Genomic DNA, 14319 nt, shown 5'->3' with positions numbered 1-14319 from the left:
GATTTCCTTGTTTTTTAGGACAAGCGCAACGACTTAAGGGTCCACCGCTTACAAATTCGACCGGTTATCCAACTTTTCCCGCCTGAGGAGTGTCACAAAACGTGACCCACAGCGAGGCGGACCATGCGGCTGACCCTAACAAACGACCTCACCACAGCCTGCTTGCAGCCGCGTGGCGTCTGCCTGTTGCTGTTGAGTGCGGTGCTGGTGGGGTGCGACGGACAGCAATCGGCGCTGAACCCCGCTGGTGCCGGCGCACAGAGCATCGCCACATTGTTCTGGTGGATGGCGGGCGGTGCGCTGGCCATCTGGCTGGTGGTGATGGGGATCGCCCTGTATGCCACCCAGGCACACCCGGAAGCTCACGGTATTCGCAGTGCCCGTTGGCTGATCATCGGTGGCGGGATCATTTTCCCCGTCGTGGTTCTGACCGGCCTGCTGATCTACGGGCTGATGCTGATGCCGCAGCTGCGCTCCTCCGAAAATGTCGCCCTGCGGGTGGATGTGTCGGGTGAGCAGTGGTGGTGGCGGGTGCGCTACCGGACCGATGCGGGGGAGCCCGTTGAACTGGCGAATGAAATAAGACTGCCGGTGGGTGAGCGGGTGGCCTTCAGCCTGACCAGCCCGGACGTGATCCACTCGTTCTGGATCCCATCGCTGGGCGGCAAGGTCGACATGATTCCCGGTCGGGTCAACGAGCTAGTGCTGGAGCCGACCGAAACCGGCACCTTCCGTGGCGCCTGCGCCGAATACTGCGGCACCTCCCATGCGCTGATGAATTTCGCCGTAGTAGTGATGACCCGTGAGGCCTTCGATCAATGGCTAGCCGAACAGGCCAAGCCCGCGCAGCAACCGGAAACGGAACTGCAGCAGGCGGGTCAGCAGGCCTTTCTCGCCAATGGCTGCGGTGCCTGTCATCAGGTGCGCGGCACTGCCGCCGACGGCACGGTCGGGCCCGACCTGACCCACGTCGGCAGCCGCCTGACCCTGGCAGCCGGCACGCTGCCGGCCGATGTCGACGCCTTCCGGCGCTGGATCGGCCACAGCAGCGCGATCAAGCCAGACGTGAAAATGCCCGCCTTCGGCATGCTGCCTGAGGCACAGCTGAGCGGCATGGCGCATTACCTGAAGGGCCTTGAATGAGCGAGCCGATTGCATACCGCGACCCGCAGGACGAAGCCCGCGCCAAAGGGCAGGCCGAACGCCTGGCGGCTGCCTGGAAGACACCCACCGGCTGGCGTTACTGGTCCGCGGTAAACAACACCGAGGTGGGGCTCTGGTACACCGGCGTGTCGTTCCTGTTCTTCCTCTTTGCCGGCGTGCTGGCGATGCTGATCCGAGCTCAGCTGGCGGTGCCGAACAACGATCTGCTGTCTGCCGAAACCTACAACCAGGTCTTCACCCTGCACGGCTCGGTGATGATGTTCCTGTTCGGCGTGCCGATTTTCGAAGCCTTTTCCATCCTCATCCTGCCGCAGATGCTGGGTGCGCGGGATCTGCCCTTTCCCCGGCTGTCCGCCTACGGCTTCTGGTGTTTCATCATTGGTGGCGTGTTCGTCTGCGGCTCGATCTTTTTCGGCGTGGCGCCCCAGGGCGGCTGGTTTATGTACCCGCCGCTCACCACCACCTATCAGGACGGCCTCGGTGCGGATATCTGGCTGCTCGGGCTGTCGTTCATCGAGGTGTCATCGATTGCGGCGGCGGTGGAGCTGATTGTCGGCGTGCTGAAAACACGGCCGCCGGGTATGCGCATCAACCTGATTCCGCTGTATTCCTGGTACATCCTGGTGGTCGCGGGAATGATCCTGTTCGCGTTTCCACCGCTGATCGCGGGCGACCTCTTGTTCGAGCTGGAGCGCGCTTTCGACTGGCCGTTCTTCGATGCCAGCCGTGGCGGTGATCCGCTGCTCTGGCAGCACCTGTTCTGGATCTTCGGCCACCCCGAGGTCTACATCATCTTCCTGCCCGCCGTGGCGCTGGTGGCGACCATCGTGCCCACCGCAGCCGGGCGGCCCATCGTTGGTTACAGCTTCATCGTGCTGGCAGCGGTCGGCACCGGGTTCATCAGTTTCGGGCTGTGGGTCCACCACATGTTCACCACCGGGATGCCGGGCATCTCGCTGGCCTTCTTCTCGGCGGCATCCGAAGCGGTGGCGATCCCCACCGGTGTGCAGATCTTCTGTTTCCTCGCGACAGCATTGGCGGGACGCTTCGTCAAATCGGTGCCGATGCTGTTCGTCGCCGGTGCGCTGGCGATCTTCGTGCTGGGCGGGCTGACCGGCGTGATGGTGGCGCTGGCGCCGTTCGACTTCCAGGCGCACGACACCTATTTCATCGTTGCGCACCTGCATTACGTGCTGATCGGCGGCATGCTGTTCCCGGTCATCGCTGGCCTCTACTACTTCTTCCCGCTGGCGCGCAGCAAGACGCTGTCGGACCGGCTCGGGCGGATCGCCTTCTGGCTGATGTTCATCGGCTTCAACATCGCCTTCCTGCCCATGCACTTCACCGGTCTGCTCGGGATGCCGCGGCGCGTCTACACCTACGCGCCGGGTATGGGCTTCGACGTGCTCAACATGGTGTCCACGGTGGGCGCCTTCATCCTCGCCGCCGGCGTCGCGGTGCTGGTCTGGGACGTCATGCGGCCCAAGGGCAAACAGCCCTACAGCAAGCGCAATCCGTGGAACGCCGGGACCCTCGAATGGCTGGCCGAAATGCCCGGCAGGGCCTGGGGCGCGCGTTCGATCCCGATCATCAAGAGCCGCTATCCGCTGTGGGACCAGCCAGACCTGATGCGGGACGTCGATGCTGGGCGCTTTTACCTGCCCGACGCCGAGGAGGGCAAACGCGAGACCCTGATCAGCAGCATCATCGATGCCGAGCCGATCCAGTGCCTGCGCGTGCCGGGCCCGACTTTCCTGAGCATGTGGGCGGCGATCTTCACTGGCGGCCTGTTCATCTTCGCCACCTACAGCTGGTACGTCGCGGCGCTGGTCAGCGGTGGCCTTGCGCTGATCACCATCCTCATCTGGCTGTGGACCGGCACGGCGGTGATCCCGGAGAAACCGAAAAAGGATATCGGCCTGGACGTGACGGTGCCGCTCTATGCCTCCGGCGCTAAGTCGGTGGGCTGGTGGGCCACCTTTATCACCATGATCGGCGACATGAGCGCCTTCGGCAGTCTGGTGTTTGGGTACTTCTTCTTCTGGACCGTGCACGAGAATTTTCCGCCCGCCGATGCCGCCGGCCCCGGCGTGTTCTGGCCGTTATTGGGGTTGGGGTTGATTGCCGCCTCCTGGGCGCTGACGCTGCTGGCGCGCCGCTGCAACTTTCGCGATCAGGCGGCGGGCTTCTACGGCTCGCTGGGGCTGGCGGCGATCTGCACCCTGGCGGGGGCATACTCCATGTGGGCCGGGCCGCATTTCAGTGGCCTCGATCCCACCAGCAATGTCTATCCCGCCACGGTGTGGGTGCTGGTGCTCTGGTGCCTGATACACCTGACCATCGGCCTGATCATGCAACTCTATTGCTTGGCGCGACGTGCGGCCGGCCGGATGACGGCGGTGCATGACATTGATATCCGCAATATCGCGTTGTACTGGCATTTCATGCTCATCACCGTCGGCGTGACCGTCGCGGTCATCGCCGGCGTTCCGGAGGTGCTATGAGTGAAAACCTGAGCGAACAGCAACGGAATGGCGATCAGCAAGCCCCTGAAGCACCTCCGCAAGAGCGCGACACCCTATGGCTGATCACCTTCAGCCCGACCATCTGGGCGGCGCATTTTCTACTGTCCTACCTGGCTGTGTCTGTGTGGTGCGCGAAAGTGGCGGGCCGCAGCGGCGAGCTGGGCGACATTCGCCTCGCCATCGGCGTGCTGACATTGATCGCGCTGGTCGGCATTGGATTGACCGGCTGGAAAGGCTGGCGTCACCACTCCTTTGGGCATGCAACGGCGCCGCATGATTTCGACACGCCGGGCGATCGTCATCGCTTCCTTGGCTTCTCGACGCTGCTGCTGAGTGGCCTGAGCTTCGTGGCGACGATTTTCGTCGCCTTGAGCGTGGTGTTCATCAGGAGCTGCGCATGATCTGGCGGCGTCTGTCGATCATGCTCGGCCTGACCACGCTGGGGGCAGTCTGGCTCGGCCCGCTGCCAGACATGGCCGATCGGCTGTTCGTCGGCCATATGCTGATGCACGTGATGGTGGTGGCGGTGGCGGCGCCGTTACTGGCGATCGGCCTTGCTGGCGGCCGGTTTGATTTCTCCAATCGCATCCCGTTTCTGTTCTCGCCGATCCTGGCTTCGGTGATCGAGTTGTTCGTGGTTTGGGCCTGGCACATGCCGGCGCTGCACCATGCGGCGCGCACCTCGCAATCGGCGGAGTTGTTGGAACAGGGCAGCTACCTGTTCGTTGGGCTGTTGGTCTGGCTCGCGGCATTTGGCGGCGTGCGTCATCAGCGCGCGCTGGCCGGCATTGCCGGCCTGCTGCTGACCTCGATGCACATGACGCTGCTCGGCGTGCTGCTGGCGATGTCGAGCCGACCGCTGTTCGAGCACACCGGCTCGGCACTCTCAGGCATGAGCCCGCTGGAAGATCAACAGATGGGCGGCGTAATCATGTTGGCTTTTGGCGGCAGCGCCTATCTCATCGGCGGGTTGTATCTGCTTTTCGGGCTTTTACAGGACAAGCGCAATGCCTTTTCAGTCAGCTAAACGCATGGTCCGGCGATGCTCGGCGCCCCTGCGGCGCTGGCTGTGCTGGCTGACCGGTGGCTCGTGGAAGCGCGTTGTGGCAGCCATCGCGCTGATGGCAGCGCTGGCGGGGACGGGTGCGTTCATGCTGGTTTCGCTGGGACTGGTCTCGATCAGTGCCAGCTCGGGTCACTGGAAGGCGACCGGCTGGATGCTGCACTACGCCATGCGTCGTGCGGTGAGCACGCAGTCGATGGGCATCAAGGTGCCGCCGCTGGACGATCCGGCGTTGGTGCTCAAGGGGGCTGGGCACTATCACACGGGCTGCCTGGCCTGCCATGGCGGCCCAGGCCAGGAACGTTCGCTGATCGTCCAGCAGATGACGCCCGAGCCGCCTTACTTGCCGCCGCGGATCGAGCACTGGGAGCCGCAGGAGCTGTTCTGGATTGTGAAGAATGGCGTGAAATTCACCGCCATGCCTGCCTGGCCCGCGCAGAAAAGGGACGATGAGGTCTGGGCCGTGGTGGCATTCCTCCAGGCGATGCCGAGCATGTCGCCCGAGCGCTATAAGCAGCTTGCGCTGGGCGGGCGCAGCGAAGAGACCGCCAAACCCGTCACGCCCGATCATCTGCGGCCGCTGAGGGATCCGCTAGGTCCGGTGTTGGCCAACTGCAACCGCTGTCATGCCGAAGACGGCGGCGGCCGGGGCGAGGGCGCGTTCCCCCGATTGGCCGGGCAGAGCGAGGCATATTTGCTTGGTGCGCTGCAGGCCTACGCAAGGGGCGAGCGGCATAGCGGCATCATGCAGCCGATCGCCGCAGGGCTGAAGCCGGCGGTGCTCAAAGCACTGGCGCAGCATTACGCCGAACTGCCGCCAGTCAGTCGCACAGACGCTCCAGAGCCGACACCGGACATCCTGGCCCAGGGCCTGTCGCTGGCGGAGCGCGGTGTGCGTGAACGCGGCATCCCGTCCTGCGTCCACTGCCACGGGCCCAAGGACGGTCCTCGCAATCCGATGTATCCAAACATCGCAGGGCAGTACGCTCGCTACCTGAAATTGCAGCTGGAGCTGTTCACGGCGGGTAAGCGTGGCGGTACGGAGTACGCCCATATCATGCACAGCGCCGCGCAGCGGCTCACGCCGGAGCAGGTTCAGGCACTGGCCGATTACTACGCGTCGTTGCCGGCGAAGGTGGCCGGGGCGCTCGATAAGGCCGCCCCAACCCTCACCGAGCCGGCCGCGCAGACCCCTTTACCGCAAAAGCAGAGGTAACCGATGTTCGACAAAATCGTGGAAATCGTTTCGGCATTGGGCTACGTCGGGGTTTTCCTGCTGATGTTGCTGGAGAACATCTTCCCGCCCATCCCGTCGGAGCTGATCATGCCACTGGCGGGCTTCGTCGCGGCACGGGGTGATCTCAACTTCATCGCGGTGATTCTGGTCGGCACTGCTGGCTCAGTGGTCGGTGCGCTGCCCTGGTACTACGCCGGCGCCAAACTCGGCCAGAAGCGGATGAAGCATTTTGCCGAACGCTGGGGGCACTGGTTGACCCTGTCGCCGGAGGACGTCGATAAGGCCAGCGACTGGTTCGATCGCCACGGCAAGGGCGCGGTGTTCTTTGGCCGCCTGATTCCGGCGGTGCGCACCCTGATTTCGGTGCCAGCGGGTATTGCCGGCATGTCGATGACCAAATTCCTGATCTATTCGACGCTGGGCTCGCTGATCTGGACGGCGCTGCTGGCCCTGGCCGGTTACCTGCTTGAGTCGCAGTACCAGAAGGTCTCGGAGTACCTCAATCCGGTCTCCACCGCGATTGTGGTGTTGATGGTGCTCTACTACCTGTACCGGCTGATTCGTCAGCGCTTCGCCAGCAAAAAACAGTAGACCGTGACGCCAGTTCGCGGCGCCACGGTGGTCACTCAGGCCGCGCCAGCGGTGTGGTGCTGCGTCTGGTGTGTACGCTGACACTGATCGATCACGGCGAAGACCTGCTGCCACATCTGCTCGGATTGTTGCTTGAGCTGAGCGGTACGGGTCTGGATCAACGCCTGGATCCTCGCGGCATCATCCGTCACCAGGTCGATCTTGCGCTTGATTTCCGCCTCGTCAGTGGTGACCTGTACCAGGCCTTCGGGGAAGCCGTAGTCTTCGAACAGCATCTGGTACTTGTGGCTCCAGCCCGTGGCCAAGGCTGGCACGCCTTGGGATAGCGCGCTGACCAGCCCGTGGAAACGACTGCCCAGGGTGCCGCTGCAGGCGCCGAGGATGCCTTTGATTTCCAGCGCGCCGCTTTCCTTGACGATCGGGATGCCGCCCACCGCCGCCGACAGTTCGTCAGCCAGGCGCTGATCGTCCTTGCCTTCATGCACCAGCACGAAAGGCTTGGCGCCCTTTTCCAGCAGGTAGCGCGTGCAGCTGATCAGGAACGGCAGGTAGGCATCGCGCGTCTTCTGGTCGGTCTTGTCCAGCATTCGGCAGTTGGGGACGATGCAGAAACGGTTCTGCTCGGTATCGAAGCCCTGCGGCAGCACACCGGTGATGAGGTTGGTGAAGTCCGGTGATTGCTTGATCTTCGCCTGCTCACCCACCAGCCCGGTGAGATGCTCGTAGGACACGCGCTCGCGCGGGAAAATCAGGTCGACGTTATCGACCACCGTTTTCATTGCTGCCCGGTTTTTCTCCGATTTGAACGGCCCAAGCGCTTGCGGCATCAGGATCACCCGGGTGCCGTTCTTGTGCCAGCGCCTGGTCGACTGCGCCAGCTCCGCACAGGGATCCTCGCCCCATTGATCGCTATAGGCGAAGCCCGCCGCATCGATGACCACGTCGACTTCCTTATCCAGCACCACGCCGTACATCTCGCGCAGCGGACGCGGGGCGAAGTTGGCCAGCGTGCCCCACTGAATGCCGTAGCGCCACAGCCAGGCCTTGGGATAGAACCCCAGCTGGACCAGCTTGCGGAACGGCTGCTCGGCTTTTTTCGGGGTCGGGGCCATGACGAAGGTAGCGTCCGGATACCGGGTCCTCAGTTTCTGCAACGCCGCGTGCAACATCAGCTCAGCGCCTTTATTGACGAAGCCTGCCTTTCTGATCTCGATAATCATCGCGTACCTCAGTTGAATACAATCAAGTCGTCTGCGGTCTTCTTGTCCGAATACGGAATCCCTCCCGTTGGATCGGCATAGCCCACCGCGAGGAGCATCACGGTACGCTCCTGGTAGGCCAAGCCCAGTATTTTCGCCAGTTGACGTTCTCTTTCTTCGACGTCAGGCCAGTTGATCGAGCAGCTCGACAAGCCCAGGCTTTCCAGTGCCAGCATCAGCTGCATGGCGGCCAGCGAGCCGTCGATATAGACCACGTGGCGGTCACGTGCCTCTGGATAGCAGCCCAGGTCGCCGACTACTGCGATCACGCAGGGCAAATTGTCGTGGAAACCTGCCGTGCCGCCGGCGCACTTGGCGACCTCGGCGGCCTTTTCCTTGCCGTTGCTGACATAGAAGCGAAACGGCTGGCGGTTGCAGGCCGACGGCGCTAGAGCCGCGGCGCTTACCGCCTGTTCGATCAGCTCATTGCTGACTGGCTTGTCCTGATACCAGCGAACCGAGCGGCGACGGCGGAACAGCACCATCAGCTCGTCATAGCTGACCGGGCAGTCCGGCAGTTGGCTGTGGGGGTAGGGCACGCAGCGGTTGGTTTCGTTGGGGTTCTCGGTGCTGGTGAAGGCGCGCTTGGCCGAGTCGATGCGCGGCGTGCTGCCAACGGCTGAGAAATAGTCAGTAAGTACATCGTTGGCCCAGCGCTGTTGGCCGTTGACGACGCCGGCCCGGGTCGCATCGGCATAGCAGCGAACCGTCGGGCCGATGTAATCCTCGGCAAAGGTGCTGCGTCGCGGACGCATGATCAGGCCCTTCTCCAGGCGATGCACGTTGCGCCGCAGGAAGGCATCGTTCTCGCCCTTGCCGCGCATCCGCTGAGCGAAATGCAGTCGGCCCAGCAGCACCGCACGGTGTTCCCGGTCGAACTCACGGCTGATCAGGCAGTAATAGACAGAAGACAGGAAGCCGCTGGAGGAAAACAGGCGGACCAGGGCCAGGCCAGTGTTATCCCGGGTTGCCTTGATGGCGTTCTTGACGGGATCAGGCAAGGCTCTGGCGAGCGACATGAGGCTCATCGGGTGGCTCCTACGGCGTTGAATGCGTAACGGACCGGGCTGAACATCGACTTGGTCATCATGTAGAACACCGGGCGGGTCTTCTTGTGCACCAGCAGTGCAGCGTACGAAGCAACCGCATAAGAAATGAGCGTGGCCATGGCGGCGCCTTCACCGCCGTACCGAGGGATCAGCAGCAGGTTGAGGCCGATATTGGCCAGCGCCCCGAGGCCCTGAGTGATCAGTGAAAACATCAGTGCGCCCTCAATCAGGATCCAGCGGCTGAACGCCGCGCGCATGAAGATGAACACGCCGGCCCAGATATGGATGGTGAGGATCGAGGCGGAGTTCTGGTACTCGTCGCCGAACAGCAGGGCGATCACAGGTTCGGCGACGAGCGACACCAGCACCGCCACGGCTATGGCGAGAATGAACAGGACGTCGAAGAGCTGCTGGAAGCGCTTGTTGAACAGCGCCAGGTCGGCCGCATGCAGCTTGATCAGCTTGGGGAAGAACGACGCGACGATGGCGATCGGCAGGAAGTACCAGGCCTCGGAGAGCTGTGCGGCCACGGCATAAACGCCCACCTCCTCGGCACCCACCATCCACTTGAGCATGACCTGATCGATCTTCATGTAGATCACTGCGAAGATCGATCCGAGGTAGAGAATCCAGCCCTGGCTGAGCAGCTCCTTGGCCTTGGCGAAGCTGGCCTTCCAGCTCATCAGCGAGACCGTGGTGGTGCTTTTGTAGAGCAGTGCGAGGATCACCGCGGCGATGATGAACTGCGCGGTATGCGCGAAGGCGAAGGCTACGACGCCGGCGCCGCTGACGACCATCAACAGCTTGAGGCCGGCCGAGAGCAGGATCGCACTGGACTTGGCGATGGCCGGGTAGCGGGCCTGCACCTGAGACTGGAACCAGTATTCCACCACGTCGAAGGTCTGGAAGAAGATCGCCGAGGCGACGATCAGCAGCATCCAGAACTCGGTGCCGCCAACTTCTTCGAACATCCACGCGTAAACGAATACCAGAATGAAACCGAGGGTCATGCCGGTCAGCTTAAGCATGAAGGTGGTGCCCAGCGTCTCCGGAACCTTGTCCGGCTGCTTTACCACCTCGCGCACCACCAGGCCTGCCAGTCCCATGTGACCGGCCGAGGCGAAGATCGCGGTCATGGAAATGGCGTAAGCGAGAATCCCGAACTGTTCCGGTCCCAGATAGCGGGCCAGCACAATCGCCATGAGGAAGCCCACGCCGATGTTCAGCAGCCGCTCCGCCATCATCCATGAAGCATTGAACAGGTACAGCTTGAGTTTGTGGAAGAGGGTGGTGATAGCGCTCATCGAGTGGCTCGGCTCCTCAAGGCTGGCTCCGTGGTGGCAAGCATTGCCTTCAGTTGCGCTGGAGTGGCGACGCACAGCAGACCGCGTTTTGTCTGGCATGTTCCGGACGCAGACATTTGGAAATGGATCGCGGTGCAATCCGCTGAAAGGCTGGCCAAGGGCCCCTAGAGCGAATCGGCTGCCGGAAAATGTCGGGCTGATTACAGGTGAGATGACTAGGCGGAAACCTGCCTCGCTGAATACAGCAGTCGGGGCTGATGGCCAATCGAAGGCATCGATTCGCCTCACTGTGATTAATCTGATGGCCTTTTCATTCTAAAAGTGGAACTTTTGCCATCACTGCCCCTCTTAACCCTGCTGCCGCTGCTAGCCGCTCCCTGACCCATTTCGGTGTGCCATGGAACGCCTAGCTCGGCGACCAGCGAAGTGACTTTTAGCTGGTGCATGGCTGCCGCGAAGGATCTCGCGAAGCGTCAGGACTGACGCAAGGAATCGCTGCTCGGAGCGGCCGAAGGGACAGGACTCAGCCCAAACAGAAGAGCCCCGCATCGTTTGATGCGGGGCTTTTTTGTTTCTGGCTTACCGGTGCGGGAGATACGTGCGGCTAAATTGCATGGCCGGTTGCTGTGTGCAGGCCGCTAGCGCTGGGCATCCGAACTCAGCTCGCTCCTGTGGTTACGCAGCCCTAGTACGCCCGGCTAGGCCGGGCATCGACAGAATGGGTCTAACGAGCCGACTCAGGCTGCTTTCGCTTGGCGCGTCGGGACAGTATGTTCAGCACCTCTATACCGGCCGAGAATGCCATTGCTGCATACACGTAGCCCTTCGGTACATGCGCGCCGAAGCCTTCGGCAATGAGCGTCATGCCGATCATGATCAGAAAGCCTAGGGCGAGCATCACAACCGTAGGGTTGTCGTTAATGAACTTGGCTAACGGATTGGCGGCAACGAGCATCACGGTCACTGCGACGACGACAGCGATCACCATGATCGAGACATGTTCGGTCATACCAACCGCAGTAATGATGCTGTCGATGGAAAACACGAGATCAAGTAGCAGTATCTGCGCGATGGCTGCACTGAAACCCATCGTGACCGCGTTCTCGAGCGGCTTGCCCTCAAACATGTCGCCGCCAGGGGTTGGGTCCATGGTGTGGTGAATTTCTTTCGTGGCCTTCCACAACAGAAACAAACCACCCGCAATCAGAATCATGTCCTTCCAGGACAAGGCGTTTCCGAACAGTTCGATTACCGGCTCGGTCAACTGAACAATCCAGGCTACGGTACCTAGCAGGCCCAGCCGCAGCACCAACGCCAAGCCGATACCGATGCGTCTGGCACGCTCGCGCTGATGCTCGGGAAGCTTGTTGGTCAGGATGGAGATGAAGATTAGGTTATCGATACCAAGTACCACCTCCATGGCAATCAACGTGGCCAGGGCCACCCAGGTGGTAGGTTCGGAAAAAAGCTGAATAAGCGATTCCATCAAGACTCTCAAGAAGGTTTGCGATCAGAACCCACGCCGGAATCGGATGGGAGCAAAATCATAGCCACAAACCATCCTGGCGAGGCCCGGGCACTCGGCCAGATTTGTATCAAGTCATTTGGTCGGCTGTTGTGTCGATACGTGTTCGCGCCGACGCAAGAAGCGGCAGTGACGTTAAGTCCTCAAAACCATACACACTTCAATCGCTACTCGACCTAGATCTAATGGATTGGCGGACGGAGCAGGTATTGCATAGAGGGGCGGCAGGTATTGGCGCACCTTCTCCACCATTCCTCGAGTTTTCGAAATGAACGCCTTTCAGATAGCGTTGTGTGCACTCCTCAGCCTCGGTGTACTGGGTACGGGCGCCTTGCTCGATTACCGGAACGCTGATCGAGACAGGGCGGCCAGGACCACCGATTACTCAAGCCCCAGTACTCTCCTAACAGGACGCACAAAGCAGAAAGAAGATGAGGCGAAGGACAAGCCCACCGCCTGAACTTTTGTTTAGCTTCTGGACCGATCTACCGGCTCGGCCTCGACAGAGGTCGAGCGCGGGAAATTGAATATCGATCGGCGTTACCGGGCTGGTTCTTACCAACTAACGGTCCCTGCTTTCCCCGTCGACCCTGCCAAGCGGCTGAACATGGCAGCTGCCCTCACGCCTAGGTTTATCAGAATGCCTGCGGCGCCGGCGCCTTAGCCTCACCCTTGTTGGCAACGCTAAAGCTCGCTCGTCCCTTACCGGCGCCTTTGGCGCGGTATAGCGCTTCGTCAGCCGACCGAAGTGCGTCGGCAAAGTCACCGCCTGACCAGAGCGCGCCGCCGACACTGCAACCGATGTTGATAGATTCGCCCGCCAGCGATACCGGCTCGGCAAGCCTGGCGATCATGCGATCGGCCGCGCGCTGCACATTGCGCACGGATTCGCCTTTGCGCAGGCGCAGAAGCAGGACGAACTCATCTCCACCGTGCCGCACCGCGATGTCTCCGTCGCGGATCGAAGCCGAAAGCCGCAACCCGACCTCATGCAGGAGCGCATCACCTACGGCATGGCCAAAGAGGTCATTGACCGGCTTGAAGCCATCGAGGTCCAGGCACAGAACGCCGAAGCTCGATTGCCGTTCTTCTTCGGTCCGTACAGCTTCTACGTATTTCTGCAGCGCTGCCCGGTTCGGCAGTCCGGTCACGGTATCGCGATAGGCAATCCCCTCGACCAACGCCAGCTGACTTCTTTTTCGGGTCAGGCTGTCCACCAGATGCCGTATCGCAACGCTGAGGGCTTCGACTTCCTGCGTGCTTTTCAGTAGCGGAATCCGGACTGCGGCCCCTTCCGAAATGCGGGCCGCTGCGTCAACGATCTCTCGTAGCGGCTGGGTAATCATTCCCGCGACAAACCAGCCGATGACGGCGAAGGCCAAGGACAGCATGGCGCCCCAGATGAAAATCTCATCGCGTAGCTGGCGTGCTTCGGCAAACGCGATCTTTGCGGGCTGGCGAGCAATGACGGTCCAACCCAATCCGGGGTAGTCCTCGAAGCCGACGCTTTCGGCAAATCCCGTCAGATATTCTGTGCCGTCTGGCCAATGCATAACGGACCAATTCTGCACGGGACGGTCCCCGAGCTTGATTCCGATAGGCTTACCGATCATTTCTCTCGGGCCGAGCAGCACCGTCCTGTCTTTGCTAACGACAAGAAACTCCAACCCAGGCAAACGCTTTTGCAGTGGTTCAAACAATGACCTGCCAACCTCATCTGCCCACTCCCAGGAGAGATGGGTGGCCAGCACCCCTGCCAGTGCCCCCGAGTCATCGCGTACGGGCATGCTGATGTCGACAAATTTCATCGCCTCGCCCGACGGGTTCGGCAGCAGTTTGGCCAGTAACACCGCCTCGTGTACGTCACCGATAAAGGTGTTTTCCACCCCGTTAAGGAATACGGGTCTGGCCGAGATGTCCACGCCCTCCAACAGGCTATCGGTGGAGGCAACCACCTTGCCGCTGGCGTTTGTGAGGCCGATCCAGGAGTAGCTGGGAAAGTGATCGCTCAGATGATTGAGAAGCGTGCGGGCTTCACCAACATTTTCTGGGTTGCGAAGCGCTTGGAGCTCACTGAGTACGGTCAGCTCTTTGGAGCGACCATTCATGTCGCGGTCAAGTCGATCAACCATCGAGAAAGCCGCTTCTCCGAGCTGTTGCCCCGTCCATTCCTTCAATCGCGAAATGGAAGACTCACCGATGGCGGTGCCGAAAATGCAGCTGAGCACGAATACGACCAGGGCGACGACGATGGCGAAACGCGCTCGCAAGCTGCGTAAAGGTGTGAGAAACATCAAGCGAAACCATAAGGGAGATATCAAAGCGCCAGACAAGCTGGCGTCATACGCCGCTATGTCGGCCGCAGGGCTGGATTCTCCAGCCCGATTCATCGCAACGAGGTATCTGGCCCTCTCACAAGGCGGCGCTGCGTCAGCGACGTGTGTCCGGCACCGGGAGCGCTGAACAGAAACAGAAAAGGCCCACCATGCGGTGAGCCTTTTCTGTTGTTTCGTATGGTGCCGGCACCAAGAGTCGAACTCGGGACCTACTGATTACAAGTCAGTTGCTCTACCAGCTGAGCTATACCGGCTAAAAGATGGGC

Annotated in this window: 12 protein-coding genes and 1 tRNA gene; 7 read left to right on the top strand and 6 right to left on the bottom strand. The window is 61.3% G+C overall.

The genetic code is table 11. The features are described 5' to 3' along the window. Nucleotides 1-123: 123 nt before the first annotated feature. The 6 genes from coxB to C1896_21390 all read left to right on the top strand — a co-directional run bounded on the left by coxB (nucleotide 124) and on the right by C1896_21390 (nucleotide 6580). Nucleotides 124-1143: a cytochrome c oxidase subunit II gene (gene coxB, locus C1896_21415; protein AZZ47263.1), complete on the top strand. Its 1020-nt coding sequence runs from the start codon at nucleotides 124-126 to the stop codon at nucleotides 1141-1143. Continuing rightward, nucleotides 1140-3668, top strand: a complete 2529-nt coding sequence (ctaD, locus tag C1896_21410; protein ID AZZ47262.1) for a cytochrome c oxidase subunit I — start codon at nucleotides 1140-1142, stop codon at nucleotides 3666-3668. The genes coxB and ctaD overlap by 4 nt, the downstream gene beginning before the upstream one ends. Next, nucleotides 3665-4090, top strand: a complete 426-nt coding sequence (locus tag C1896_21405; protein ID AZZ47261.1) for a hypothetical protein — start codon at nucleotides 3665-3667, stop codon at nucleotides 4088-4090. The genes ctaD and C1896_21405 overlap by 4 nt, the downstream gene beginning before the upstream one ends. After that, complete coding sequence (locus C1896_21400) at nucleotides 4087-4716, top strand: hypothetical protein (GenBank protein ID AZZ47260.1); 630 nt, start codon at nucleotides 4087-4089, stop codon at nucleotides 4714-4716. The genes C1896_21405 and C1896_21400 overlap by 4 nt, the downstream gene beginning before the upstream one ends. Nucleotides 4717-4810: 94 nt before the next feature. Continuing rightward, on the top strand, nucleotides 4811-5968 hold the full coding sequence (locus tag C1896_21395) for a cytochrome C (GenBank protein ID AZZ47772.1): 1158 nt from the start codon (nucleotides 4811-4813) through the stop codon (nucleotides 5966-5968). 3 nt (nucleotides 5969-5971) lie between these two features. After that, nucleotides 5972-6580 (top strand): DedA family protein, encoded by a 609-nt coding sequence (locus C1896_21390; GenBank protein ID AZZ47259.1) that lies wholly within the window; start codon nucleotides 5972-5974, stop codon nucleotides 6578-6580. A gap of 35 nt (nucleotides 6581-6615) precedes the next feature. Here C1896_21390 and C1896_21385 read toward each other — a convergent pair whose 3' ends face one another. The 4 genes from C1896_21385 to C1896_21370 all read right to left on the bottom strand — a co-directional run bounded on the left by C1896_21385 (nucleotide 6616) and on the right by C1896_21370 (nucleotide 11678). Continuing rightward, nucleotides 6616-7800: a hypothetical protein gene (locus C1896_21385; protein ID AZZ47258.1), complete on the bottom strand. Its 1185-nt coding sequence runs from the start codon at nucleotides 7798-7800 to the stop codon at nucleotides 6616-6618. A gap of 8 nt (nucleotides 7801-7808) precedes the next feature. After that, the gene (locus C1896_21380) at nucleotides 7809-8867 is read right to left on the bottom strand and encodes a nitroreductase-like protein (protein ID AZZ47257.1); all 1059 of its coding nucleotides are present in this window, start codon (nucleotides 8865-8867) and stop codon (nucleotides 7809-7811) included. Beyond that, nucleotides 8864-10192 (bottom strand): flippase, encoded by a 1329-nt coding sequence (locus tag C1896_21375; protein ID AZZ47256.1) that lies wholly within the window; start codon nucleotides 10190-10192, stop codon nucleotides 8864-8866. Before C1896_21375 ends, C1896_21380 begins: the two co-directional genes overlap by 4 nt. A 724-nt stretch (nucleotides 10193-10916) precedes the next feature. Next, entirely contained in the window at nucleotides 10917-11678 is a 762-nt protein-coding gene (locus C1896_21370) for a TerC family protein (protein AZZ47255.1), read from the bottom strand. Nucleotides 11679-11985: 307 nt separating this feature from the next. Here C1896_21370 and C1896_21365 point away from each other — a divergent pair, with 307 nt between their 5' ends. After that, a complete protein-coding gene (locus tag C1896_21365; GenBank protein AZZ47254.1) occupies nucleotides 11986-12177 on the top strand; it encodes a hypothetical protein in 192 nt (63 codons plus the stop codon). Between the two features lie 175 nt (nucleotides 12178-12352). On the opposite strand, the gene C1896_21360 is transcribed toward C1896_21365, so the two are convergent. Together C1896_21360 and C1896_21355 are read right to left on the bottom strand one after the other, a co-directional pair. Further along, on the bottom strand, nucleotides 12353-14014 hold the full coding sequence (locus C1896_21360) for a GGDEF domain-containing protein (GenBank protein AZZ47253.1): 1662 nt from the start codon (nucleotides 14012-14014) through the stop codon (nucleotides 12353-12355). A 217-nt stretch (nucleotides 14015-14231) separates the two neighbouring features. Further along, a tRNA-Thr gene (locus tag C1896_21355) sits at nucleotides 14232-14307 on the bottom strand. Between the last annotated feature and the right edge of the window lie 12 nt (nucleotides 14308-14319).

The sequence above is a fragment of the Pseudomonadaceae bacterium SI-3 genome, assembly GCA_004010935.1.
Taxonomy (GTDB): Bacteria; Pseudomonadota; Gammaproteobacteria; order Pseudomonadales; family Pseudomonadaceae; genus Stutzerimonas.
Note: the sequence above shows the minus strand (reverse complement) of the source record. Positions and strands in the feature narration are given on the sequence as shown.

Bases quoted from the DNA above. Each gene is read 5' to 3' on its own strand.
- coxB (AZZ47263.1), top strand. From the start codon at position 124: ATGCGGCTGACCCTAACAAACGACCTCACCACAGCCTGCTTGCAGCCG.
- ctaD (AZZ47262.1), top strand. From the start codon at position 1,140: ATGAGCGAGCCGATTGCATACCGCGACCCGCAGGACGAAGCCCGCGCC.
- C1896_21405 (AZZ47261.1), top strand. From the start codon at position 3,665: ATGAGTGAAAACCTGAGCGAACAGCAACGGAATGGCGATCAGCAAGCC.
- C1896_21400 (AZZ47260.1), top strand. From the start codon at position 4,087: ATGATCTGGCGGCGTCTGTCGATCATGCTCGGCCTGACCACGCTGGGG.
- C1896_21395 (AZZ47772.1), top strand. From the start codon at position 4,811: ATGGCAGCGCTGGCGGGGACGGGTGCGTTCATGCTGGTTTCGCTGGGA.
- C1896_21390 (AZZ47259.1), top strand. From the start codon at position 5,972: ATGTTCGACAAAATCGTGGAAATCGTTTCGGCATTGGGCTACGTCGGG.
- C1896_21385 (AZZ47258.1), bottom strand. From the start codon at position 7,800: ATGATTATCGAGATCAGAAAGGCAGGCTTCGTCAATAAAGGCGCTGAG.
- C1896_21380 (AZZ47257.1), bottom strand. From the start codon at position 8,867: ATGAGCCTCATGTCGCTCGCCAGAGCCTTGCCTGATCCCGTCAAGAAC.
- C1896_21375 (AZZ47256.1), bottom strand. From the start codon at position 10,192: ATGAGCGCTATCACCACCCTCTTCCACAAACTCAAGCTGTACCTGTTC.
- C1896_21370 (AZZ47255.1), bottom strand. From the start codon at position 11,678: ATGGAATCGCTTATTCAGCTTTTTTCCGAACCTACCACCTGGGTGGCC.
- C1896_21365 (AZZ47254.1), top strand. From the start codon at position 11,986: ATGAACGCCTTTCAGATAGCGTTGTGTGCACTCCTCAGCCTCGGTGTA.